This is a genomic window from Rhizobium sp. BK379 (assembly GCF_014193955.1).
Classification (GTDB): Bacteria; Pseudomonadota; Alphaproteobacteria; order Rhizobiales; family Rhizobiaceae; genus Rhizobium.
Genome location: NZ_JACIAD010000003.1, coordinates 193,272 through 216,401 on the forward strand (window position 1 = coordinate 193,272; position 23,130 = coordinate 216,401).

The 23,130-nt window shown below is 60.3% G+C and carries 24 protein-coding genes; 9 read left to right on the forward strand and 15 right to left on the reverse strand.

Going from position 1 to position 23,130, the window contains the following annotated elements; all coding sequences use genetic code 11:
- Positions 1 to 78 precede the first annotated feature (78 nt).
- The 8 genes from FHT93_RS17285 to FHT93_RS17320 are packed head-to-tail and all read left to right on the forward strand — an operon-like array spanning position 79 to position 7,592.
- Positions 79 to 1,206, forward strand: coding sequence for a BMP family ABC transporter substrate-binding protein (locus FHT93_RS17285; protein WP_183848582.1), 1,128 nt, complete (start codon positions 79 to 81; stop codon positions 1,204 to 1,206).
- 20 nt (positions 1,207 to 1,226) lie between these two features.
- Entirely contained in the window at positions 1,227 to 2,357 is a 1,131-nt protein-coding gene (locus FHT93_RS17290; protein WP_183848584.1) for an ABC transporter permease, read from the forward strand.
- Positions 2,357 to 3,283: an ABC transporter permease gene (locus tag FHT93_RS17295; RefSeq protein WP_183848586.1), complete on the forward strand. Its 927-nt coding sequence runs from the start codon at positions 2,357 to 2,359 to the stop codon at positions 3,281 to 3,283. The genes FHT93_RS17290 and FHT93_RS17295 overlap by 1 nt, the downstream gene beginning before the upstream one ends.
- 18 nt (positions 3,284 to 3,301) lie before the next feature.
- Positions 3,302 to 4,318: a formamidase gene (locus FHT93_RS17300; protein WP_183848587.1), complete on the forward strand. Its 1,017-nt coding sequence runs from the start codon at positions 3,302 to 3,304 to the stop codon at positions 4,316 to 4,318.
- 11 nt (positions 4,319 to 4,329) lie between these two features.
- The gene (locus FHT93_RS17305; protein WP_183848589.1) at positions 4,330 to 5,031 is read left to right on the forward strand and encodes an isochorismatase family cysteine hydrolase; all 702 of its coding nucleotides are present in this window, start codon (positions 4,330 to 4,332) and stop codon (positions 5,029 to 5,031) included.
- Positions 5,028 to 6,578: an ABC transporter ATP-binding protein gene (locus FHT93_RS17310; protein ID WP_183848591.1), complete on the forward strand. Its 1,551-nt coding sequence runs from the start codon at positions 5,028 to 5,030 to the stop codon at positions 6,576 to 6,578. Before FHT93_RS17305 ends, FHT93_RS17310 begins: the two co-directional genes overlap by 4 nt.
- Entirely contained in the window at positions 6,578 to 7,246 is a 669-nt protein-coding gene (locus FHT93_RS17315; RefSeq protein WP_183848593.1) for a cysteine hydrolase, read from the forward strand. The genes FHT93_RS17310 and FHT93_RS17315 overlap by 1 nt, the downstream gene beginning before the upstream one ends.
- Complete coding sequence (locus tag FHT93_RS17320; RefSeq protein WP_113016990.1) at positions 7,239 to 7,592, forward strand: cupin domain-containing protein; 354 nt, start codon at positions 7,239 to 7,241, stop codon at positions 7,590 to 7,592. The genes FHT93_RS17315 and FHT93_RS17320 overlap by 8 nt, the downstream gene beginning before the upstream one ends.
- Before the next feature lie 77 nt (positions 7,593 to 7,669).
- Here the strand turns inward: FHT93_RS17320 and FHT93_RS17325 are convergent, their stop codons facing one another.
- The 3 genes from FHT93_RS17325 to FHT93_RS17335 form a co-directional block, all read right to left on the reverse strand.
- Entirely contained in the window at positions 7,670 to 8,668 is a 999-nt protein-coding gene (locus FHT93_RS17325) for a TRAP transporter substrate-binding protein (RefSeq protein WP_112542426.1), read from the reverse strand.
- Positions 8,669 to 8,685: 17 nt separating this feature from the next.
- A complete protein-coding gene (locus FHT93_RS17330) occupies positions 8,686 to 10,515 on the reverse strand; it encodes a TRAP transporter large permease subunit (RefSeq protein ID WP_183848595.1) in 1,830 nt (609 codons plus the stop codon).
- A gap of 278 nt (positions 10,516 to 10,793) precedes the next feature.
- Positions 10,794 to 11,873 carry an ROK family protein gene (locus FHT93_RS17335; protein ID WP_113212340.1) on the reverse strand — a complete coding sequence of 360 codons (1,080 nt, stop codon included), beginning with the start codon at positions 11,871 to 11,873 and terminating at the stop codon, positions 10,794 to 10,796.
- A 191-nt stretch (positions 11,874 to 12,064) separates the two neighbouring features.
- Between FHT93_RS17335 and FHT93_RS17340 the strand changes: the two genes are divergently transcribed.
- Positions 12,065 to 12,676, forward strand: coding sequence for a hypothetical protein (locus FHT93_RS17340; protein WP_183848597.1), 612 nt, complete (start codon positions 12,065 to 12,067; stop codon positions 12,674 to 12,676).
- 70 nt (positions 12,677 to 12,746) lie between these two features.
- Here the strand turns inward: FHT93_RS17340 and FHT93_RS17345 are convergent, their stop codons facing one another.
- From FHT93_RS17345 to FHT93_RS17400, 12 genes are read right to left on the reverse strand one after another with little or no spacing between them, the layout of a single operon-like run.
- The gene (locus FHT93_RS17345; protein WP_183848599.1) at positions 12,747 to 13,739 is read right to left on the reverse strand and encodes a dihydroxyacetone kinase subunit DhaK; all 993 of its coding nucleotides are present in this window, start codon (positions 13,737 to 13,739) and stop codon (positions 12,747 to 12,749) included.
- A 59-nt stretch (positions 13,740 to 13,798) separates the two neighbouring features.
- Positions 13,799 to 14,209, reverse strand: coding sequence for a hypothetical protein (locus tag FHT93_RS17350; protein ID WP_112972335.1), 411 nt, complete (start codon positions 14,207 to 14,209; stop codon positions 13,799 to 13,801).
- A gap of 1 nt (position 14,210) precedes the next feature.
- A complete protein-coding gene (locus FHT93_RS17355; protein ID WP_183848601.1) occupies positions 14,211 to 15,791 on the reverse strand; it encodes a putative PEP-binding protein in 1,581 nt (526 codons plus the stop codon).
- Positions 15,775 to 16,119 carry an HPr family phosphocarrier protein gene (locus FHT93_RS17360; protein WP_183848603.1) on the reverse strand — a complete coding sequence of 115 codons (345 nt, stop codon included), beginning with the start codon at positions 16,117 to 16,119 and terminating at the stop codon, positions 15,775 to 15,777. The genes FHT93_RS17355 and FHT93_RS17360 overlap by 17 nt, the downstream gene beginning before the upstream one ends.
- Positions 16,116 to 16,517: a dihydroxyacetone kinase phosphoryl donor subunit DhaM gene (gene dhaM, locus FHT93_RS17365; RefSeq protein WP_018114094.1), complete on the reverse strand. Its 402-nt coding sequence runs from the start codon at positions 16,515 to 16,517 to the stop codon at positions 16,116 to 16,118. Before dhaM ends, FHT93_RS17360 begins: the two co-directional genes overlap by 4 nt.
- On the reverse strand, positions 16,514 to 17,104 hold the full coding sequence (dhaL, locus tag FHT93_RS17370) for a dihydroxyacetone kinase subunit DhaL (protein ID WP_113147905.1): 591 nt from the start codon (positions 17,102 to 17,104) through the stop codon (positions 16,514 to 16,516). The genes dhaM and dhaL overlap by 4 nt, the downstream gene beginning before the upstream one ends.
- 46 nt (positions 17,105 to 17,150) lie before the next feature.
- Positions 17,151 to 18,791 carry a dihydroxyacetone kinase subunit DhaK gene (locus tag FHT93_RS17375; protein WP_183848605.1) on the reverse strand — a complete coding sequence of 547 codons (1,641 nt, stop codon included), beginning with the start codon at positions 18,789 to 18,791 and terminating at the stop codon, positions 17,151 to 17,153.
- Between the two features lie 47 nt (positions 18,792 to 18,838).
- The gene (locus FHT93_RS17380) at positions 18,839 to 19,846 is read right to left on the reverse strand and encodes an ABC transporter ATP-binding protein (RefSeq protein WP_183848607.1); all 1,008 of its coding nucleotides are present in this window, start codon (positions 19,844 to 19,846) and stop codon (positions 18,839 to 18,841) included.
- Positions 19,839 to 20,936 carry an ABC transporter ATP-binding protein gene (locus FHT93_RS17385; protein ID WP_018114792.1) on the reverse strand — a complete coding sequence of 366 codons (1,098 nt, stop codon included), beginning with the start codon at positions 20,934 to 20,936 and terminating at the stop codon, positions 19,839 to 19,841. Before FHT93_RS17385 ends, FHT93_RS17380 begins: the two co-directional genes overlap by 8 nt.
- A gap of 3 nt (positions 20,937 to 20,939) precedes the next feature.
- Positions 20,940 to 21,155, reverse strand: a complete 216-nt coding sequence (locus FHT93_RS17390) for a hypothetical protein (protein WP_029616411.1) — start codon at positions 21,153 to 21,155, stop codon at positions 20,940 to 20,942.
- The gene (locus tag FHT93_RS17395) at positions 21,152 to 22,105 is read right to left on the reverse strand and encodes a carbohydrate ABC transporter permease (RefSeq protein ID WP_018114794.1); all 954 of its coding nucleotides are present in this window, start codon (positions 22,103 to 22,105) and stop codon (positions 21,152 to 21,154) included. The genes FHT93_RS17390 and FHT93_RS17395 overlap by 4 nt, the downstream gene beginning before the upstream one ends.
- Positions 22,102 to 23,070 carry a sugar ABC transporter permease gene (locus FHT93_RS17400; protein ID WP_183848609.1) on the reverse strand — a complete coding sequence of 323 codons (969 nt, stop codon included), beginning with the start codon at positions 23,068 to 23,070 and terminating at the stop codon, positions 22,102 to 22,104. The genes FHT93_RS17395 and FHT93_RS17400 overlap by 4 nt, the downstream gene beginning before the upstream one ends.
- Between the last annotated feature and the right edge of the window lie 60 nt (positions 23,071 to 23,130).

A 23,130-nucleotide genomic window follows, 5' to 3' on the forward strand; every position in this document is an offset into this window, starting at 1 on the left:
AATGAAATCTGGCACGGTCATTGCATACACTTTTCCGTAACCAATGAACCGGCGAAACGCCGCAAGGGGAGCATTCTGATGACCAAACTCCTTTCCATGAACCGTCGCCATTTCCTTCAGGCTTCCGCTGCCACCGCCCTGGTCGGCGCAGCCCCCGGCATCCTCTCCTCGCGCGCCCTTGCGCAGACCGCGCTGACCGTCGGCTTCATCTATGTCGGCCCAAAGGATGACTATGGCTACAACCAGTCGCACGCCGAGGGCGCGGCTGCCGTCAAGGCGCTGCCTGGCATCACCGTCGTCGAAGAAGAGAACGTGCCCGAGACCGTCGACGTTCAGAAGACCATGGAATCGATGATCAATCTGGACGGTGCGACGCTCATCTTCCCGACTTCCTTCGGCTACTTCGATCCCCACATGCTGGCCATGGCCACCAAATATCCCGATATCCAGTTCCGCCACTGCGGCGGCCTCTGGCAGGAAGGCAAGAACCCGACCAATACCGGCTCCTATTTTGGCTATATCTTCCAGGGCCAGTATCTGAACGGCATCGCCGCCGGCCACGCGACGAAAAGCAAGAAGCTTGGCTTCGTCGCGGCAAAGCCGATCCCGCAGGTTCTGCAGAATATCAACGCCTTCCTGCTCGGCGCTCGCACGGTCGATCCTGCTATCACCTGCCAGGTGATCTTCACTGGCGAGTGGTCGCTCGCCGTCAAGGAAGCCGAAGCCACCAACGCCTTGGTCGATCAGGGTGCCGATGTCATCACATGCCACGTAGACAGCCCGAAGGTCGTCGTCGAGACGGCCGCCGGCCGCGGAGCCTTCATCTGCGGCTACCACGCCAATCAGAGCCCGCTTGCTCCCGAGAAATATCTCACCGGTGCCGAATGGGCCTGGGGCAATGTCTACAGCGATTTCGTCAAGAAGGCGCAGGCCGGCGAAAAGCTCGGCAATTTCGTTCGCGGCGGCCTGAAGGACGGGTTTGTCAAGATGAGCGCGCTCGGCCCCGGCGTTTCCGAGGCAGGCCGCAAGGCCTTCGAAGCAACCCATGCGGAAATGATGAAGGGCGGTTTCTCGGTCTTCAAGGGACCGCTGAAGGATAACAAGGGCAGTTCAGTTGTGACTGCCGACAAGAGCTATGCCGAAGACGCGATCGAGCTCGAGAGCATGAATTATCTGGTCGAGGGCGTCGTCGGATCGACGGCGTAGACCGTAGAGGGAGAAGCGCCATGACCGTCCAGGCCAATGATCCCGCAATCCCAGTTGTTTCCGGAAAGCCGGCATCGTTGCGCCCCGTCCTCGAATGGATTGCGCGCCGTGCCGAACCGGTCGTCATCGGTCTTGCGGCCATCCTGATCGGTCTTGCGCTCTTCTCCTTGTTCATCCTGGCGATCGGAAAATCGCCGGCGATGCTTTTCCAGCTTATGTATACCGGCGGCTTCGGCAGCTGGTTTTCGGTGCAAAACAGCTTGAGCCGTGCCGCACCCCTTCTCCTGACGGCACTCTGCGTCGCCCTGCCCGCTCGCCTCGGCCTCGTCATCATCGGCGGGGAAGGAGCGGTCGTGCTGGGCGGCGTTGCTGCCGCGGCCATGGCCATGCCGCTTGCCGGTACTGCCCCTGTCTTCCTGACCCTTATTCTCATGGGCATTGCCGCCATGGTGGTCGGCGGCATCTGGATCGGCCTTGCCGGTTTCCTGCGCCACTACCGCGGTGTCAACGAGACGATTTCATCGCTGCTGCTCTCGTACATTGCCATCGCCCTGATGAACCAGTTTGTGGAAGGGCCCCTGCGTGATCCCGCCAGTCTCAACAAGCCTTCCACCAAGCCGCTACCGCCAGAGTACATGCTCGGCAATATTCCCGGCATGGACGTGCATTGGGGCCTCGTCATCGGAATCGTCGCCTGCATTCTCTCCTGGATCCTGATCGAGGTAACGAGCTTCGGTTTTGCCGCCCGCATCGCCGGCGGCAATGTCCGCGCCGCGCAGATCCAAGGCCTTCCGGTTGGCAAGCTTATTGCCGGATTCACGGCAATCGCCGGCAGTTTCGCGGGGCTCGCCGGCATGGTCGAGGTCGCCGCAGTTCAAGGCAGCGCCAATGCCTCGCTCGCCGCCGGCTATGGCTATACCGGCATCCTCGTCGCCTTCCTCGCGCGCCACAATCCGTTGGCGATTATTCCGGTCGCAATCCTGCTCGGCGGTATCGATGCTTCGGGCGGCCTCATCCAGCGCCGCATGGGCCTGCCGGATGCCACCGTTCTGGTGCTGCAGGGCACGCTCTTCATCGTCATCCTGTTCTGCGAGACCTTTTACGGCCGCTTCAAGATCTTCAATCCCGACCTCTGGAAAAGGAGCCTCTGATGGAAGGTACAGGCATCGGCATATGGGGCGTGCCCCTTGCGATCCTCGCAGGCGCCATCCGCGTTTCCACGCCCTTCATCTTCGTCAGCCTCGGCGAGACGATCACCGAGCGCTCCGGCCGCATCAATCTCGGGCTTGAAGGCACGCTGGTCTTCGGTGCGATGACAGCTTATGCCGTCGCGGTCATGAGCAATTCACCGTGGCTCGGGGTACTCGCGGCAATGGCGACGGGCGCCGTCTTCGGTCTCGTCCATGGCTGGATCTGCAAATGGCCGAAGGTCAACGATATCGCCATCGGTATCGCCATGATGCAGTTCGGGCTCGGCCTTGCCTTCTTCCTCGGCAAGCCTTTCATCCAGCCGGCCGCGCCGCACCTGCCGGCAATACAGCTTGGTTTCTGGTCCAGCATGCCCCAGATCCAGGCCGCCCTGAATATCAACGTGCTCTTCCTGCTTGGCGCTGCCCTCGCCTTCATCCTCTGGTGGGCTTTCAAGAATACCCGGATCGGCTTGATCCTGCGCGTCGTCGGCGACAGCACCGATGCTGCCCGCGCCATGGGCATTAATCCCGATCGCGTCCGACTGTTCGCCACCGCCGTCGGCGGTTCGCTGGCGGCCATCGGCGGCGCCTATCTGTCACTCTATTATCCCGGCTCCTGGAACGAGGGCATTTCGTCCGGCCAGGGCTTGATGGCCGTGGCGCTCGTCATCTTCGCCCGTTGGAATCCGATTGGCTGCTTCCTCGCCGCTCTTCTGTTCGGCGGTGCCGGCGCACTCGGCCCGGCACTGCAATCGGTCGGCGTCACGCAGGGCTACTACCTCTTCTATGCGGCTCCCTACGTGCTGACGCTGGTCATCATGATCGCGACCTCCTCACCCACACGTTCACTCGCCGGCGCGCCCGGCGCGCTTTCCCTGACGAAATAGCATGAAAGGAGCCAAGCCATGAATGGCCTCGGCGGATTGAACAAGTCGGAACATGGCGTCGGGATCGGCCTCGTTCAGCTTCAGCTTCCTGTCACCGTGACACGGGAAGACCTTGCGCGCCAGACGCAGGTCATCGTCGATCTTGTTGCCAAGGCGCGACGCAATCAGCCGGGCATGGATCTGGTTGTCTTTCCGGAATATGCCCTGCACGGCCTCTCGATGGATATCAATCCCGAGATCATGTGCACGCTCGACGGACCAGAGGTCGCAGCCTTCAAGAAGGCCTGTCGAGAGAATACGATCTGGGGCTGTTTCTCGATCATGGAGCTGAACCCTGAGGGCATGCCCTACAATTCCGGCATCATCATCGACGACAGGGGCGAGCTGAAGCTCTATTACCGCAAGATGCATCCCTGGGTGCCGGTCGAGCCGTGGGAGCCCGGCAATTTCGGCATCCCCGTCATCGACGGGCCGAAAGGCGCCAAACTTGCGCTCATCATCTGCCATGACGGTATGTTCCCGGAAATGTCGCGTGAATGCGCCTATAAGGGTGCGGAAATCATGATCCGCACGGCTGGCTACACGGCGCCGATCCGAGAGAGCTGGAAATTCACCAACCAGTCGAACGCCTTCTGCAATCTCATGATCACTGCGAGCGTCTGCATGTGCGGCTCCGACGGCACGTTCGACAGCATGGGCGAAGGCATGATCTGCAATTTCGACGGCTCGATCATCGCTCACGGCACATCGGGCCGCGTCAACGAGATCATCACCGCCGAGGTGCGTCCGGATCTCGTGCGCGAAGCCCGCCTTGGCTGGGGCGTCGAAAACAACATCTACCAGTTCGGCCATCGTGGCTACGTCGCGGTAGCCGGCGGCGCCGGTGATGCGCCCTACACCTACATGCACGACCTCATCGCCGGCAAATACCGCCTCCCTTGGGAGGATCAGGTGAAGGTCACGGACGGTACGTCCTGCGGCTTCGACAAGCCGGAGCGTCGCTACGGCGAAACATTCAAACTCGCGGGTGAGTAGGAGAGAAGACGATGGACGCCTTAGTCGAAGCCAAAGGACATTATATCGACGCCGCCCCCTATGCCTGGCCCTATAATGGCGCCCTGCGACCAGACAATACCGCCCTCATCATCATCGATATGCAGACGGATTTCTGTGGCAAGGGCGGCTATGTCGATCACATGGGTTACGACCTGTCGCTGGTGCAAGCACCGATCGAGCCGATCAAGAAGGTCTTGGCCGCCATGCGGGCCAAGGGCTATCACATCATCCACACGCGCGAGGGCCACCGGCCCGACCTCGCCGACCTGCCGGCCAACAAGCGTTGGCGTTCGCAGCGCATCGGCGCTGGCATCGGCGATCCCGGGCCATGCGGGCGCATCCTCACACGTGGCGAGCCCGGCTGGGACATCATTCCCGAACTCTACCCGATTGAAGGCGAAACGATCATCGACAAGCCCGGCAAAGGTTCGTTCTGCGCTACCGATCTCGAGCTGATCCTCAACCAGAAGCGTATCGAAAATATCATCCTGACCGGCATCACCACCGACGTCTGCGTTTCCACCACCATGCGCGAGGCGAACGACCGCGGCTATGAATGCCTACTCTTGGAAGACTGCTGCGGCGCGACCGACTACGGCAACCACCTTGCCGCGATCAAGATGGTCAAGATGCAGGGCGGCGTCTTCGGCTCCGTCTCCAACTCTCAAACGCTTGTGAGCCAGCTGCCATGAGCACAGTCCGCGACACTCCCCTTCCGCAAGCGGGCAAGGCCGTCGGCATCGACACGATCGACATGACGATGCGCTTCGGCAGCTTTACCGCACTCGACCACGTCTCGATTAAGATACCCGCCGGCAGCTTTCACGCGCTGCTCGGCGAAAACGGCGCCGGCAAGTCGACGCTCGTCAAATGCATCATGGGTTTCTACCACGCGACATCGGGCGCGCTTTCCGTCGATGGTCGCGAAGTGGCAATCGCGTCACCGAAGGACGCGGCGACCTATGGGCTCGGCATGGTCTATCAACACTTCACGCTCGTTCCTTCGCTCACCGGCGCTGAAAACCTCGTCATCAGCCGCGCCGAAGTACCTGCCATCATCAATTGGGCGAAGGAACGCAAGGATCTCGCCGCCTTCATGGAGCGCATGCCCTTCAAGATCCCGCTCGATCGTCCGGTGAGCGAACTTGCCGCCGGCGAGAAGCAGAAGCTTGAAATCGTCAAGCAACTCTATCTCGGCCGCTCCTTCCTGGTGCTCGATGAGCCGACCTCGGTGCTGACGCCTGCCGAAGCCGACGAAATGCTTGGTCTCGTGCGCGGTATGACACAGCGTGGCGAGCTGACCGTATTGATGATCTCCCACAAATTCCACGAGGTCACGAAATTCGCCGATGCCGTCTCCATCCTGCGGCGCGGCAAGCTCGTCGGCAGCGGCAAGGTGGGTGAGCTTTCCACGGCCGACATGGCGGCGATGATGATCGGCGACGTCAAGCTCGCCGAGCTTGATACCCGCGTTCCGATTTCCGAAGGCGCCAAGCCGGTCCTCACAGTCGAGCAGGTCAAGGCACCGGATCGCTCCGGTCTCAAGACCATAGAGATCGACAATCTCACCGTCCGCTCGGGCGAGATCGTCGGCATTGCCGGCATATCGGGCAACGGCCAGAAGGAACTGACTGAGATCCTTGCCGGCCAAAGGCCGACCGATACTGGCCGCGTCAGCGTCAAGGGCGAGATTTACGGCGCGACACGTCCGGAAACCCGCAAGAACAATGTTCGCTTCATCCCGGAAGAACCTCTGCAGAATGCCTGCGCGCCACGCATGACGGTCAGTGAAAACCTCGCCTTCCGCACCTTCGATCTGAAGGCAGACGGCAAGGATGCGATCTGGCTGAACAAGGGTAAGATGAAGGAGCGCGCAACCGACCTGATCTCCGATTTCAAGGTCAAGACGGCATCCTCTTCGTCCCCGATCGCAGCGCTTTCGGGCGGCAATGTGCAACGCGCCGTGCTCGCCCGCGAACTGACTGGCGATGTGGACCTGCTGATCGTCTCGAACCCCTGCTTCGGTCTCGATTTCTCGGCCGTTGCGGAGATCCGCGCCCGCATCATGAAAGCGCGCAATTCCGGTACGGCCGTTTTGCTGTTTTCCGAAGACCTCGACGAGTTGCTCGAGATGTCCGACCGCATCATGGTGATTTCCGAAGGCAAGCTGGTCTACGAGACACCGGCGCGATCAGCCGATATCGGCGTCATCGGCGCGCATATGGCGGGGCATCACTGATGGCGGAGATCAAAGCAGAGCCTTTCGCCTTTCCGGTGAACCACGACCAGCTCGCCCTCGTCGTCATCGACATGCAGCGCGATTTCGCCGAACCAGGCGGTTTCGGCGCCAGCCTCGGCAACGATGTCAGCCGCATCACCAGGATCGTGCCAGATGTCAAACGTCTCATTCAGGGCTTCCGCAATGCCGGTCTGCCGGTCATCCATACGATGGAATGTCACAGGCCCGACCTTTCGGATCTGCCGCCAGCAAAAAGGGACCGTGGCAATCCGACACTCAGGATCGGCGATGAGGGCCCCATGGGCCGGATTCTGATTTCCGGCGAGCCCGGCACGGCGATCCTACCAGAACTTGCGCCGGTGAAGGGCGAAGTGGTGATAGAAAAACCCGGCAAAGGCGCCTTTTATGCCACCGAACTCGGCGAAGTTCTGCAAGACAAGGGTATCAAGCAGCTCGTATTCGCAGGCGTGACGACAGAAGTCTGCGTCCAAACAACCATGCGCGAGGCGAACGACCGCGGTTACGAATGCCTGCTCGCCGAGGAGGCAACGGAAAGCTACTTCCCCGAATTCAAGGCGGCCGCCATCGCCATGATCCGCGCCCAGGGCGCGATCGTCGGCTGGACGGCCAGTGTCGACGATATCCTGGAGAGCATCGCCCATGCCTGAAACCACCCGCGAACTGCTCACCTCGGGCGGTTGGAAGGATCTAAAATTCGGCCCCTTCCGCGATGAGGTGACCATCCACTGGATCAGGCCTTTTGAAGGCGATCAGCCGGGCGTGGCGCTTCTGAAATACGAGGCCGGCGCCTCCGTTCCCCGCCACCGGCACGAAGGGCTTGAAACCATTCTCGTCCTCGACGGCGTGCAATCCGACGAGGCGGGCGACTACGGCCGTGGCAGTTACATCGTCAATGCACCCGGTACCGAACATTCGGTCTGGAGCGATACCGGATGTGTCGTGCTGATCCAGTGGGACCGACCGGTGAAAATATTGGACGACGAAGCAGCGTGAATTCGAAGGCCCGTACTTCATCGCCCCGAAAATTCGGCAAGACTGGCAGATAGACCAGCCCTGCGCTCAGGAGTTCCTCAGGCCGACTGGATAGCCTTGATGCGGTCGAGGCCGCCTACGATCGGGGCAAAATCGTCCCAGACGCCCTGCGCGCCCTTCTGCCATTCTTCCGGAGCTTCCGGCTTCAGCAGCTTGCCACCGTTCTTCAGCGAGATTTCCACCGAGGCCGCCTCGTCATCGACAATCAGTTGGTTGAAGTAGGCGGCACCTTCTGTGGAGGCTTGCTGGAAGACAGCCCTCTGCTCGTCATTCAGGCCACCCCAGAAGGTCGAGGAATAATAGACGATGCCTGAAGCCCAGATATGGCCGGTCTCGGTCATGTAAGGCACGACCTCATAGAGCTTGAAGCCTGCATAAGCCGATTTCGTGAGGTCCATGGCATCTGCAACGCCTGTTGCCAGTGCATTATAGGTCTCGGTGATCGGAATCCCGATCGGCGTCGTGCCAAAAGCGCTCCAGAGCCTGGTATGCAACGGGCTCTGAATGACGCGGATGCGCTTGCCCTTTAGTTGTTCCGGACGCGTCACCGGCTCCTTGGTCAGGAGATGGCGGGCACCGTAATTGATGAAATCGCCGACGACGAAATTCTGTGCCTGTAACTTGCCCTTCAGATCGGCACCGACATTGCCACTGACGGTGCGGCGGACATGATCGGCATCGTGAAACAGGAAGGGAAGGTCGAGGATCTGAAGTTCCGGTGCCCAGCCGGAGAGCGAGGAAACCGTGGAAAGACTGGCGTGGATGGAACCGAGGCGAACGCCTTCGGCCACTTCCTTTTCACCGCCGAGCGCACCGTTCTTGACGATGTTGAACTTGAACTGGCCGGGCAGCTTGGCCTCGACTAGCTCGTTGATCTTTATCCAGATCTTCGTCTCCGGCTTGTCGTCTCCAAGCAGCGAAGCGACGGTGATCGTCGTCGTGCGGGCGGCCGCGGTGCGAACGAAAGCCGGTGCGGCAAGAGCGGTACCGGCAATCGCCGTGGTCTTCAGAAAATTGCGGCGATTGAGACTGTGCATGAATGAAATCCTGTCCGTTAGAAGATGATCGCCCAGACGCAAAGGATTGCGAGCGAAACGAGAAGGGCAAGCAGATAGGGAACGACCGCCTTGAAAAGGGCGGATGCCGGAATGCGGGTCACCCCGCTGACGACGAAGATCAGCATGCCCAGCGGCGGTGTCAGCCCGTGTATCATCAGGTTCACCACGATGATGACGCCGAAATGGATGGGATCGATGCCTGCGGCGACGGCGGCCGGCAGAAGGATCGGGCCGAAGAGCAGGATCGCAGCGCCGATATCGAGAACCAGTCCGACGAGCAGCAGGATGGTGTTCGACAGCAAGATCACGGCAAGCGCACTGCCGCCGAGCGCCGTCGTCAGATGAGAGATCAGGCCCGAGACATCGTCAACAGCCAGCAGGAAGGCAAAGGGACCGGCAGTGCCGATCAGCAGGCCAATAGCTGCCGCTTCGACCGCCGCCTGGCGAAAGGCGGCATAAAGCGAGAGCACACCAAGCCGAGCGCCGATGCCGAGCAGGAAGGTATAGAAGGCAGCAAGGGCTGCGGCTTCCGTCGTCGTGACGATGCCGATGCGGATGCCGACCACGACAATGACGCCAAGACCGAAGGCCGGGATCGCCTGGACGGCCGATTGCCGGCGTTGCGCCCCTGTGGCCCGCGGGATGGGCGTCTGATCGCGAACCGTCAGATGAATGGCAATGGCCAGACAGATGGCCATCAGCCCACCGGCAAAGAAGCCCCCAACCAGCAGCGAACCGACCGAAAGATTGGTGGCGGTTGCCAGGATCAGGAAGGCGATCGATGGCGGGATGACATTGTCCAGCACCGAAGTCGCCGCGATGATCGCCGCGGCTTTGGCCGGTGGATAGCCGTGACGGACGAGTTCCGGCTGGAAGGTCGATGCGCCAAAAGCGGCATTGGCGACGGATGAGCCGGAAGCGCCCGAAAAGAGCACACTGGTCAGCAGCGTCGTCTGGGCAAGACCAGCGCGGCGATGGCCGACCATGGCGGCGGCGAAGCGTACGAGCTGGTTGGCAACGCCCGATGCCGTCAGCAGACCGCCGGCGAGCAGGAAGAAGGGGATGGCAAGCAGCAGGAATTTCGAAATGCCCGTGACGGTCGACGAGACGATCGCCGGCTCCGGCAGGCTGCTGCCGAACGCGATAACCACATAGGCCGCGGCCAGGAAGGCATGTGGCAGGGGTGCCGCGAGTACCAGGCCGATGGCAGCAAACAGCCCGAGGAAGATGCTGGGCGGCCAATCGAGTTCGATGGAGATAAAAGGGATACCGGCATAGAGCGCCGCGCCGACGGCAAAGGAGAGCATGACCGGCCACGCCTTTCCTTCGGCGATGCGCTGCAGCATAAGCACGACGAGGATCAGCGCGCCGCCGGCGCCGAGGAAGCCGAAGCGAATCCATTCCGGCACACCCAGTGTCGGGGAAGTACCTCCGAGCATAGTCATGATCTCGGAGCCGCCGAAGCTCAGGATAAGGCCGGAGAGCACAGTGTAGACATCGGCGGCTACCTGCGTTGCCGGATGCAAACGCTTCGGCATCATCTTGGCGAAGACGTCGAGACGCATGGCAAGCGCGCTGTTGAGGCTTAGCGGCGCGCCGAGTGCAATCAGCAGCACATGCAGCCAGATGCCGAGATCCTCGGCGCCGATGAAACCGGCGGCGAAGAAATAGCGCATGCAGACCGTGACCAGCACCATGAAGAGCAGCACTGCAAGCACCGACGCGGCGGCGACGCCAAGAACGGTTTCGATCGCCTTTAGAATGCGACCGGCAAGCCCACCACCTGTCATCTCCCGTTCGGCTGGGTGAAATTCGCTTGCTGCCACAGAATTTACTCTCTTGCCGAAGGATCAGGCACTCTTAACGGCAGAAGGTCGCAAATCAAAGAGCTTTGACCCGATGTCGCCGCCGCCGCAAGTGCGCGCCCTTCCGCCTAAGGACCCGGATCCCCGGACTTCGAGATAGCCGGCAAAGTGACCGGTCGCCAGTCGGCTCGTGCCCTCCCTCAAGGCAAGGGCGCGACGCAAGACAGTGAAGGGATTTCACCTACCCGGATGGCCGAAAGCAACGAGTTTGAACGCGAGGCAGCATCCAGCCGTTCGCGCTACTTCTTCTCACGCGTCCGATTCGTGAAATGGGCGTTTCCGAGGCCGGTGCCGATCGTGAGGACCGCCCAATTCGCAACGTCCTTCATCTGCGGCATCTGAGAAAGCCCCTGCACGACCGCGTCATTGTGCATCATGATGAACGTGTCATCGCCGCCGATCTGCGGAATAGCCTTTTTAAGTTCGAGCGGAAGATTGAAGTGATCGCTTTCCCAGTTTCCACCGGGCAGATTTTGCCCACCGCGCGTGATCGAACCATCGGCTTCAATCACTCCGGGACATCCTATACCGATCAGCGGGGCAAGCCTCAGCTGAGACGCTGTCGCCTCTCCTATGAGCTCCTCGATCATGGAGGCGAGCTTGGAAATGGTGGCGGTACGACTGGGCTCGTCATCGGCATGGCGCCAAAGGATCGATTTCCGCACATGGGTTTCATCAAGATCCCGGCTTTTCCCCTTGCCGAACTCGACGATGCCGGCGCGCACGTTGGTGCCACCGATATCGACAGCCAGGATCGCTTCGTGGCCGTTCAGCATCCAGTCCGGCATAAGATAGACTGCGCCGATCAGGCCGGCTTCGTCCGCGTGATGGACGATTGGGACAAGCTCGACGCCGAGACCCGACGCGTTGAGCAGGATCTGCGTCCTGGCGATCGCCAATTCGCCGACACGCCCCTGCCGGAATCCACCGCCGACAACGATCCGTTCGGTTTTCGACCAAGCGCTGTCTTTGAGAAATTTTTCGATCACAGCAGCAAAATCCTGCGCAAAGCCCTCGATTGCCGCCATGACGATGGCGACCGCCCCGACATCGTCACCGCACAGGAAAGCATCGATCTTCTTCTTGGAGAGCTCTTTCGTCGGTGTCCGCCCCAGCGGATCCTTCCCGTCCATGCGCATCAGTTTACGGAGCTCTTCGAGCTTCAACTGGAAGGTTTTCTTGTTGGCGTCGTCGCCCAGAAACCCATTTTTGCCGCGCAGTTTAGAGCTGTGGCCGTCGACGATGACCGACGACAGTTCGGCGGCGCCGTGAACCAGCGGCGCCGTCCGGGTCTGCTTTTCAGATTTTGCTTTTGGCATCGATGAACCTCGACGTCGGCAGAAACCGCAAAGGATGGGACAGTGTAACGCGGGGTCAATGAGAGAGGTTCCACGAACGCCCGAACCGCTGGGGATAATCGACCGCGATTGAACGAAACCGGCTCTATCCGGAACTCTATGGTCATCCAGGGATTTTGCATGATGCAGGTCAGGCCAAGGAGTGGAAAACGATGACGCAAAGCGAAGCCGACAAAAGCCCATACCGGTCCCTGACTTTGACATCGCTCTTTGATGATCGAGGCGTCGCCGCACAGGCGGTTGAGAGTCTGAGGGCGGCCGGTATTCCGCAGGCAAGCATCAGCCTGATCGCAGAGGTGGAAAATGCAACGGAAAACGCTGACGAGAAACACGGCCCGTCACACAAGCTCGAAGATTTTCTGTTCCCAGAAGCCGACCATGCGATCTACAGCGAGGGGATCCGACGAGGCGGCCATGTGCTGACCGTGCGCGGGCTGGCACCTGACCGGCACGAACTCGCGCTCGGCATTCTTGAGGACGCAGGCGCTGTCGATCTCGACGAGCGCATCGAGACGTGGCGATCTGAAGGCTGGAGCGACACACAAGCCTACCTTGACGAACTGCAGGAGCCGCCCACGGTGATCGATGGCGATGTCGCCGCCTCGCTTATCGGCAAAGGTCGAGGCAATGAGGTTGTACCTGTCATCACCGAGAAGCTCAAATTCGGGGAGGCCGGTGATAGGAGCCGCCCTCGGGTACGAATCTACACCGTTGAATATGCCTTGAAGAGCCCGGACGACAGGAAAGGGTCCAGTTCCCGATAAAACGCCACTCCGAATGAACTTTCTCGACCTGAGCAAGTGGGCGCCGCCTTCTCGGTTGCTCTCCAGATGGTTAGCACCTCCAGCGCAATGCAGCGGTGGCAACGGGCGAATCCCATAGAGAAAACTCCTCATCCGTGAGGAAGGCAAGCGTGATGGAAAGGCCCTGCATGTCGAGCGAGGTCGCATAGGTACCAACAAGCGAGCGTTCGACCTGCAGACCGTACTCCGACATGGTGCGAAGCGCAGAATTATAGGCGAGATAGAGTTCAGCAGGCGGTGTGCCGCCAAGTCCATTCACGAGAAGTAATGCTTTGTTTGTGCTTCGATTGATATCGCTGAGAATCGTCTCGCTCAGATACCTGACGATCGTGTTAGCGTTGGAGAACCGCTCTCTTGAATGGCCAGGCTCGCCATGAATGCCAACGCCCATTTCCACCTCGTTCGGCCCGAGAGCGAATGTTGTGCGCTGGGTGTCAGGTACCGCGACGCCGCTCAGGGCAATGCCCATCGACCGGATGCGTGAGGAGAGGCTGTCGCCAAAGGCTTTCAGTTCCGAAAGGGACCGGCCCTGCTCGGCGGCCGCTCCGAGCAGCCTTTCCGTGATAAGCGTACCGGCAACCCCGCGTCGCCCACGACCGTCGCCGCCCCTCGTCGTTTCGATGTCGTCGCAGGCAAGGACTATTTCTATTCTATGGCGGCCCGACGCCATCTCTGTCGCCATTTCGAAATTCATGACGTCGCCATCGTAGTTCTTGACGACTAGCAGGCAGCCAGCACCGGTGTCTGCTTCCTCTATCGCACTGACGATCTGGCTCGGTGTGGGCGATGTGAAAATATATCCGACACAGGCAGCATCGAGCATGCCGCGACCAATGAAGCCGATATGCATCGGCTCATGGCCCGCCCCGCCGCCAGAAATGATGGCGACCTTGCCAGGAACCAAGTCACGGCGGCGTATACATTTGCGATCGGCGCCGAACACAACGAACTCCTGATGGGCGCGCACAAAGCCTTCGACGCTTTCGGCGACCATAGTCTCCGCTGTGTTCATGAATTTCTTCATCAAACCCCTCCCAAGGCGATGATCATGCCAATCCTTTTGCATGTGCCACAAGGGCTTGCTTAATCCGGCAGCCCGGAAATTGCTGCGATCTTCTGCACCAGATCCGCAATCGCCTCCTCAAGCAGCCGGTTGCGTCTCTCGTCGCCGAAATCGGGCACCATCAGCGAAAGGTGCCGCAGTTTTTCCGAGGCGCCAAGTTCCGGCAGCTTGCCCGGATGTGCCGCTTGATAGGCATCCAGAAAGCGCTCCTGTTCAGCGACACTGAAATGGCACACCCGGAAGATCGTGGCGAGGTGTCGGGCAGGAAGCGGCGTCGCATAGGTCGGGCTTGTTATCTGCGTTACGAAACTGCGATGCTTGCCGAGTTCCGTCGCAAGGCGCTGGCGTGTTCCGGAAGGCCTGTTGTCAATGATTTGCGCCAGAATGGACTTATAGGCGATAATGGCGTCTTCCGTGTCTTCGCGCGCCATCCTATTCTCCGGCTGCCTTTGTCCCATCTGCCCTCAGGCCGACGATTGCCGATCTTATCGCGGGAAGCTGAGCAGGCGCCACGGAAAAATGCCGTATGCCTGCGGCAAGCAGGTTCGCGGTGAGGGACGGATCCCCCGCCATGTCGCCGCAGATGCTGACCGGTTTGCTCCCGGCGAGTTTTATAGCCTGAGTCAGCAGACGCAGTACGGCCGGCACCGCCTTGACCTGATAACGTGCGAAGTCGGCATCCTCGCGTGGCGATGCAACGAGATATTGTGCAAGGTCGTTCGTCCCGAACGAAAAGAAGTCAGCGCTTTCGAACTCATCTAGCATGAGCGCGGCCGCCGGGACCTCTACCATCATCCCGATTGGGGGTATGCGATGCGGGACGGCTCGCCGAGCAAGCTCGCCAGACTCTTCACGATAAATCTGCCTGATATCGTCGACGTCGGATGGAAACATCACCATCGGCAGCATGATATGAAGATTGCCGAAAACTGCCGCGCGCAGCAGCGCGCGGGCTTGAACACGTGCGATCTCCGGCCGGGCGAGCAGAAGACGGATACCGCGCAGCGATGGTGCTTCGGCAAGTCCGGCGAGCGGCTTGTCGCCGCCTATGTCCAGCATGCGAATTGTCGTTGACCGGCCGTCTGCCCAATCCAGCAGGCGGCGGTAGATCTCGAACTGCTTTTCTTCGTTTGCGGCGTCGCCAAGCGATGTCAGGGCAAATTCGGAGCGCATCAACCCGATGCCGGCGGTTGTCGCAGCATCGACAGCATCGACTTCGTTGGGAGCGTTGACGTTGATAGCCAAGAGGACCGGAGAACCGTCGGCCGTGCACAAGGTGCCGTTGTCGGCTATCGATACCATGCCCACCGAGCGATGATCGGGCGGAGCCAACTGCTCCCTCCGCTCGGTTATCTGAAGCGTGATGATACCTGACTCGCCATCAATCCCGATATGCTGCCCCTTCTCCGTCGCAAATTGACCGGCACCAATGACCATTGGCACCGAGCGAGACCTGGCAAGCAGGGCGACATGGCCGACGGCACTGCCGGCATAAAGAGCGATACCCCCGCCTGCCGACCAGTCATGTGCCAGGAACCGACTGGGCTCCATGTCTTTTCCTACATAGATGGAGCCCGCGGGAAAGTCGTCGATCGGCGCCCCGGCAAGGATCGAAAGGACGCGATTTTTGACGTCGAGAATGTCGACCGCACGCGCCTGCAAACGCTCTTCCTCCGCGCATTCCAGCTCGCGGATATAGTCATCGAGTGTCCCGACCCAGGCAAATTCCATATTTTCGCCGGCATCGATCAGGGCACCGACCATCTCTATCAACGTCGGGTCCTGCAGCACTTCGATCTGAAACTCGATGATCTCGCGACTTTCGGGATCTGTCCCGCCCGCAAGGTCGCGTAATTCGCGGATGGCCTTGTCGATGGCATCGCCTAGGGCTGCGTGGCCGGAAAGGCTTGATGCCGGCGACGCGACGGCGGGCATCGGCTGAGCGACATAGACGGGTCCGGTTGCAATGCCTGGCGACGCACTTGTCGCTTTCAATTTAGGCTGAGCGACCATGCTTCTTTTCCTCATCGAAGTTACGCTCGACGAGACCCTTCAATGCGCGAACCGCTTCCTCGGCGAGGATCCCCTCTGCGCGAATCCTGAGCAACGATCCCTTGCGGATCCTGGCACCCATGATCTTGATGATGCTCTTTCCATTCAGCCAGACATCACTCCCGTTGATCGCGACTTCGATCGAGCAGGGAAACGATTTTGCAAGCCGGGTGAATGTGACCGACGGCCGGGCATGCAACCCTACACCATGCTTGACCTCGACTTCCGTCTGGCAGCTGGCGTGCATCTGCTCACCCTCGCGGCTTTCTACGCGCAATCCACCGTTCATGAGGGTGATAGCTCCTCTGCCGTCGCAACGACCTTTGTCAACGATGCGCCGCCGGAAGCCTCGGCTGCTGCGATAACAGCCCCCTCCACGACGGGCGCATTGCAGATCGTTACCTGCTTCGACCGCGGCAAGCCAAGCATCTCAACCGCCATTTCACTGTTGGTCTCGGCTCCCCCAAGATCCACGAAGACAGCGACGCCTGCGTCAGACCAGGCCTCCTCGATGGCTTTGAGAATACCGCGGGCATCGGTTCCGAGCTCGCCGTGACTGTTGCCGCCCGACCAGGCAAGCGGCACGCTGTCGCCCACCATCTGCTTCACCATATCGGCAGTACCACGCGCAACAAGCGGCGAGTGGGAAACAATCACAATCCCAACATTGGGGCCTTTCCCACTCATACCGGTCGGTACTCCTCGAGGTAGCGGCAGATCGCAGTTGTCAGCAGCGCACAACTTGAGGCGCCCGGATCGACATGGCCGATCGACCGGTCTCCGAGATAGGAGGCACGCCCGCGCATGGCCCTCATCGCTGCGGTCAGCTCGGCAGAACGTTCGGCCTGGCGTGCAATGTCCGTCCAAGGCAATCGATGAGCGAGCGCGTCCTGGACAGGATAGAGAACGTCAAGAAGCGTCTTGTCTCCGGGATGCGAGCGGCCACGACGAGCGACAGCGTTGATCGCCTGTTTCAGTGCGGAAGAAAAGTCTTTCTCTTCCTCTGCGGCACGGAGCTCACGGCCCATTTCCATGAGCAGCGTTCCGTAAAGCGGGCCTGCCGCTCCGCCGATGCTCATCACGAGCGTAAGGCCAATTTTCTCGAGCGCATCAGGCAAGGGAAGGGTTGAGACCGAGGCGTCCTCAGCACTCACCGCTTCGCAGCCCCGCCGCATGTTCGTTCCGTGATCGCCATCACCAATGGCGCGGTCAAGAGCGCACAAGTGCTCGCTGTTTGCAGCGATCGTCGCACGGCAAGCTTCGATCAATCCCATGAGAAGAACCGGTTCTGCCAGCACCTAAGCCTCCCGCCTCCAGAACTCATACGAGCGTTGCGACGACCTCGAATACACCCGCCACGGCCACGGCACCCGGATCGGGGACGCCTTCGAGATCCCTTTCGCCAACGTAGGAGGCACGACCGGCCTTTGCCTGTCGCATCGCTTTTGTCGACTCGGCACCTGCCGTTGCCGCCCTTGCCGCGGCTGCGACACCCCCTGAAGAAAGGGCCGCCAGCGCAGGAGAAAGGGCGTCGACCATCGTGCGGTCACCCACAGCAGCGCCTCCATAGAACGTCATCCGATCAAGCCCGGCAAGCAGGGCAGCGGCGATATCGTCCGTTTCGGCCATGGACTTCGATGCGGCCGTGAAGAAGATCGAGAGAAGGACGCCGCTGGAGCCTCCCATGCTTGTGCTCAGGATCTCGCCGATGGAGGCCATCGTCGCGGCAGGATCTTTCAGTGGAAGCATGTCGATGCGGGTAAGAATGCTGCGGGCTCCGGTCGCGACGGTGGAACCGGTATCGCCATCGCCAACCCGGGCATCCAGGTGGTTAAGCTGGTCTTCCAGCGAAATCAGATGCTCGCAAAGTGCGGTCAGCAGACGACGATTATTCCTATCATCGCTGGCGGGTACCGCTTCGCTTTGTGTGGACGCCCGTTGAGGCGCGGCAAGGATAGCGATCTCGTGTCGCTCCGTCGCGGGCGGCCAGGCATGGGGTTCGACGGCGGCCCTAAGAGCGGCTTCACGCTCGGCGTCCAGTCGAATGAGCGACAGGGAAAAGCCGTTCATATTGAGAGCGGTCATCATCGGCGCCGGTCCAACGATCAACCGAACACGGCTGGCGATCGGTGACGACAGCACAGAATTGGCGATGACACCCATTTCAAGCGGAGGCACGGCGCCAAGGTTGTTGATCAGCAGCGCATGACCGTCCGCAGCATCGAGCTTTGCCGCCAGTCGCTCCGTCATGGTCGCGACCAGATCGGCAATCGGCTGCAGGGAAATGCGCTCGACCCCCGGCTCGCCGTGGATACCGAGACCGAGTTCGCCTTCATTGGGACCCAGTCTGTCCTCATGCGTTTGGCCCGGCACGCTGCAGGTTGAAAGCGACATGCCGAGCGAAACAATGCTGCCCGCTGCGGCGGTCGCAAGGCTCGCCACCGTCTTGAGATCGGCGCCTGCTTCGGCGTGATAGCCGGCGATCTTGTGCACGAAGAGCGTACCGGCGACGCCGCGCGGCTGGATGATACCGGGGATCGCGATATCGTCGGCAACGATGACCATCTCGACATCGAAACCTTCGGCGCGCGCCTTTTCGGCAGCGAGACCAAAATTGAGGCGATCGCCCGTATAGTTCTTGACGACCAGCAGAACGCCCTTGGGCCCGGTGACGGCGCGGATCGCGGTCAGCACCGCATCGACGCTCGGCGAGGCAAAGATCTCGCCAGATACAGCTGCAGTCAGCATGCCCTTGCCGACGAAGCCCGCATGCGAAGGCTCATGCCCTGCGCCCCCGCCGGAGATAATGGCGACCTTCGACTTGTCCCAGTCGGCACGCAGGATGACCTTGATCTCCGGGAACGCGTCGAGACGGGCAAGACGACCGGCGCCGCTTGTCTGGATCAGGCCATCCAGGGCTTCGATGACGATGGTTTCCCGGCGATTGAAGAAATGTTTCATGGAGAGGACCCGTCTTTCATGCCAGTGAGTTCGTTTCTTTCGGTTGCTTATCCAAGGCGCTGACCGCTGGCATCGAAATAGAGCGGATCGCGCAGCGTCAAGCTTATTCGATCACCCGGCCGGATCGCCAGATATGGATCGGCAAGCGTAACCAGCTTGTGGTCTCGCACCTTTATATGGAGGTGGTTCTGGTCCCCCAGATGTTCGATCCAATCGATCTTCGCTTCAGCATTCTGATCGACAAGGATGTCGAGATGCTCTGTTCGCGCGCCGATCGTCTTCGTTCCCGGCGGCGGATTGGCGCCGGGAAGAAGATCGGTCGGCAGAAGGTTGATGTGGGGATGCCCCAGACGCGCGGCGACGTGAAGGCTGGCCGGATTGCCATAGATTTCACGGGGCGTTCCGATTTGCAGCAGCCTTCCCTCCGAGACAATGCCGATCCTGTCCGCCATCGTCATGGCTTCGACCTGGTCGTGGGTTACGTAGAGCAGTGTCGAGCCGAGTTCCTTCTGGATGCGTTTCAGTTCCAGACGCAGTTCCGCACGCAGTTTCGCATCAAGCGATGACAGCGGTTCGTCCATCAGGTAGATGGCGGGCCGGCGCACCAGCGCCCTGCCAATTGCAACGCGCTGCATTTCGCCGCCCGACAGACGCGTCGAACGGTTTTCCAGCTTGTGGTCGATCCTGACCATGCGCGCAATTTCGCGGACGCGACGGTCGATCTCTTCGTTTGTCAGCCTGCGCACCGGCGCCCGCAACGGAAACGCAAGGTTGTCGTAGACTGTCATGTGCGGATAGAGCGAATATTGCTGGAAGACGAAGGCAACATCCCTCTCGGCCGGTGCTTCGCTTGCGACGCTTCGACCGCCTATGTCAATCCGACCGCTGTCGGGGCGCTCCAGGCCGGCAATAAGGCGCAGCGTCGTCGTCTTGCCGGCGCCGGTCGGTCCAAGCAGAACGACAAATTCGCTGTCGCGGATGGAAAGGTTGAAATCAGAAAGAGCCTGCGTGTCGCCGAAGCGCTTATTGAGGCCCTTGAGAGCGATGTCAGCCATGACGCTCCTCCGAATAAAGTGCCGAGGCGATGGCGCGGCCCGATTGGCAATCGAACAGCGCAAGCTTGGCCGGATTGAACTCAAGGCCAACTGTCTCTCCGATGCGGAAGTTGCGGTTCGCCGGAACGCGTGCCTTGATGACGCCGCTCGAAGTCTCGATCGCCACCACCTGATTGGTTCCGAGATATTCGCTGCCGTAAACGGCGCCGCGCAAGGGGGAAGTATCACTGAAGCGGATGTGTTCCGGCCTGACGCCAAGCGCCAATTCAGTCTCCGTCAGATCCTGGCGCACCTCCGGTATGCTGACATCGACGCCATGCAGCGAGACGGATTGGTCGCCGCTGCGGAGGCCTGAGGTGAAGCGCATGAAATTCATCGGCGGTGAGCCGATGAAATCGGCAACATACATGGTGGCCGGCTTGCTGTAGATTTCCTGCGGCGTCCCGAATTGCTCGATGACGCCATGGTTCATCACGGCGATCTTGTCGGCCATGGCCATCGCCTCATGCTGATCATGCGTCACATAGACCGTCGTCGCGTGGATGCGGTTATGCAGTTCGCGCAGCTCGTGGACCATCACCTCGCGGAATTCGGCGTCCAGCGTCCCAAGCGGTTCATCCATCAGGAAACACTTCGGGCGGCGTACGATCGCGCGGCCGAGGGCCACGCGCTGGCGGTCGCCGCCCGCGAGTCCGGAAACGGATCGGTTCAGAATATGATCGATCTGCAGCAGCCGTGCGGTCTCTTCCACGCGTTGGCGGATCTCAGCCTTAGGCATGCCTTGCGACAGCAGCGGAAAGCCGATGTTCTTGCGAACGTTCATATGGGGATAGAGCGCAAAAAGCTGAAAGACGAAGGCAATATCGCGGGCGCTGGCACGGTTGAAGGTGACGTCCTCCCCGTCGAGATAGATCTTGCCGCTGGTCGGCAATTCCAGGCCGGCGATCATACGCAATGTCGTCGTCTTGCCGCAGCCCGAGGGGCCGAGCAGAGCCAGGAACTCGCCGTCATGGATGACGAAGCTCGAATCCTGCACAGCCACGAAGCTGCCGAACTGCTTGCGGAGATGTTCTATCCTGATGTCCGCCATGGCTCACTCCGGAAACTTCGAGACGATGATGAACATGGCAGTGCCTGCGAGCAGCGTTACCAGCGAATAGGTATAGAGCATGAGAAAAAACGGCTGGAAGAGCATGAGGAAACCAATGGCAATCAGGGCGGTTGCAATGTTCTCCATAGGCCCCCTGCGTAAAAAGAAGGGTCGTTTCGGGCGGGAGGATGGGCGCGGGGTCTCGATGAGATTGGTCATTTGCGAACCGCTCCGAAAGTGATGCCGCGCAGGAGCTGCTTGCGTAGCAGGATGGTAAAGACGAGGATCGGGATCAGGAAGATCGTCGTTCCCGCAGCAACGGCGGGCCAATCCTGGCCGCCTTCGCCGATGATAGTCGGGATGAATGGCGGTGCCGTCTGGGCTTCACCCGAAGTCAGCAATGCGACAAAGGCATACTCGTTCCAAGCAAAGATCAGGCAGAAGATCGCAGTGGCGGCGATGCCTGTGGTTGCTTGCGGCAGGACGACCTTCCAGAACGCCTGCAGCCGGGTGTATCCGTCTATCATCGCAGCCTCTTCATATTCGCGCGGGATCTCGTCGATGAAGCCTTTCAGCAGCCAGACAGCAAGCGAGACGTTGACCGCCGTATAGAGCAGGATCATGCCCAGCGCCGTGTCGGAGAGGCCAAGCTCGCGATACATCAGATAGATCGGTATGGCGACCGCGATTGGCGGCATCATGCGCGTCGACAGGATGAAGAACAGAAGGTCGTCGGCGAGCGGCACCTTGAAGCGCGAAAATCCATAGGCGGCAAGGGTTCCCAACGATACGGCCAGGAAGGTCGAGCCGAAAGCAATCACCAGAGAATTGACAAAGCGCGGCAGGAAATTCGAGGGTCCCGCAATGACCATGTTTCGCTTGCGGGTCACCTCATCACAGGTGCCGGTCGGTGCAGGCAGGGATGCAATATATTCGGGCGTCTGGCGCGTTCTCGTCGTCAGCAGATTGCAATAGCCTTCCAACGTCGGCTGGAAGATGATCTTCGGAGGGTAGCTGATGGAATCCGGCGGAGATTTGATGCTGGTCAGGAAGATCCAGACGAGCGGGATCATCGTGATCAGGGCGTAGAGGATCACGATAGCGCCGGCAATCCTCTTGCTGGCCGGGCTCGGCTCGACGACCGAATGGGCTGAGGTAACCGAGCTCATCGCTGCTTCACCTTGTTGAGTGCCTTGACATAGATGTTGGCGAGACCGAACACGGCAACGAAGAGGACGATGGCAAATGCCGACGCCCGTCCGGTTGCCCAGCTCTCGAAGGCGGCCCGCTTCAAGGTGATGGAGGCAACCTCGGTGGTCGAACCCGGGCCACCACCTGTCAGCAGTGTCACCATGTCGAACATCTTGAAATTCTCGATACCGCGGAACAGCACCGCAAGCATGATGAACGGCAGTGCCATTGGCACGGTGATCGACCAGAATTGCCGCCAGGCGGAGGCGCGGTCCACTTCGGCTGCCTCGTAGATATAATCGGGGATGGAGCGTAGACCTGCCAGGCAGATCAGCATGACATACGGCGTCCACATCCAGGTATCGACGATGATGATCGCCCAAGGGGCCAGCGATACGCTGCCGAGCATCTGGATGTCGGCTGTGGGAATGCCGGTGACCAGGGAAACGGCATAGGCGAAAAGACCGATCTGTGGCTCGTAGAGGAAGCGCCAGAAATTGCCGACGACAGCTGGAGACAGCATCATCGGGATCAGGATCAGCGTCGTCCAGAAGGCGTGGCCGCGAAACTTGCGGTCGATCAGATAGGCGAGCGTAAAGCCGATGACGGTCTGCAGCAGGATCGTCCAGAAGACGAAATGCGCCGTCGTCTGCATCGCCTGCCAGATGTCGGGATCGGTCAGCACCCGCTCGTAATTGCCCAATCCAACGTTCTGGACCGGGGCATTCGGGCGGTTGGCGCGATAATTGGTGAACGACAGGTAGATCGCCCAGATCAGCGGAAAGATGTTGATGGCGAGAAGCAGGATGATGGTGGGCGCGATGAACACCCAGGCAATCGCTCGATCGGACAGTCCGCGGACGCGGCGGGCAACCGGTGTCGGTGTCGCCCTGGCAGTCGCATCTGCAGCTTTCTCGACCATGGAGGAAGAGGAAATGTTCAAGGTATCACCTGGTCCTTGCGTATGTGACACATGTGGCGGCCCGGCAGTCTTGGCGATCCG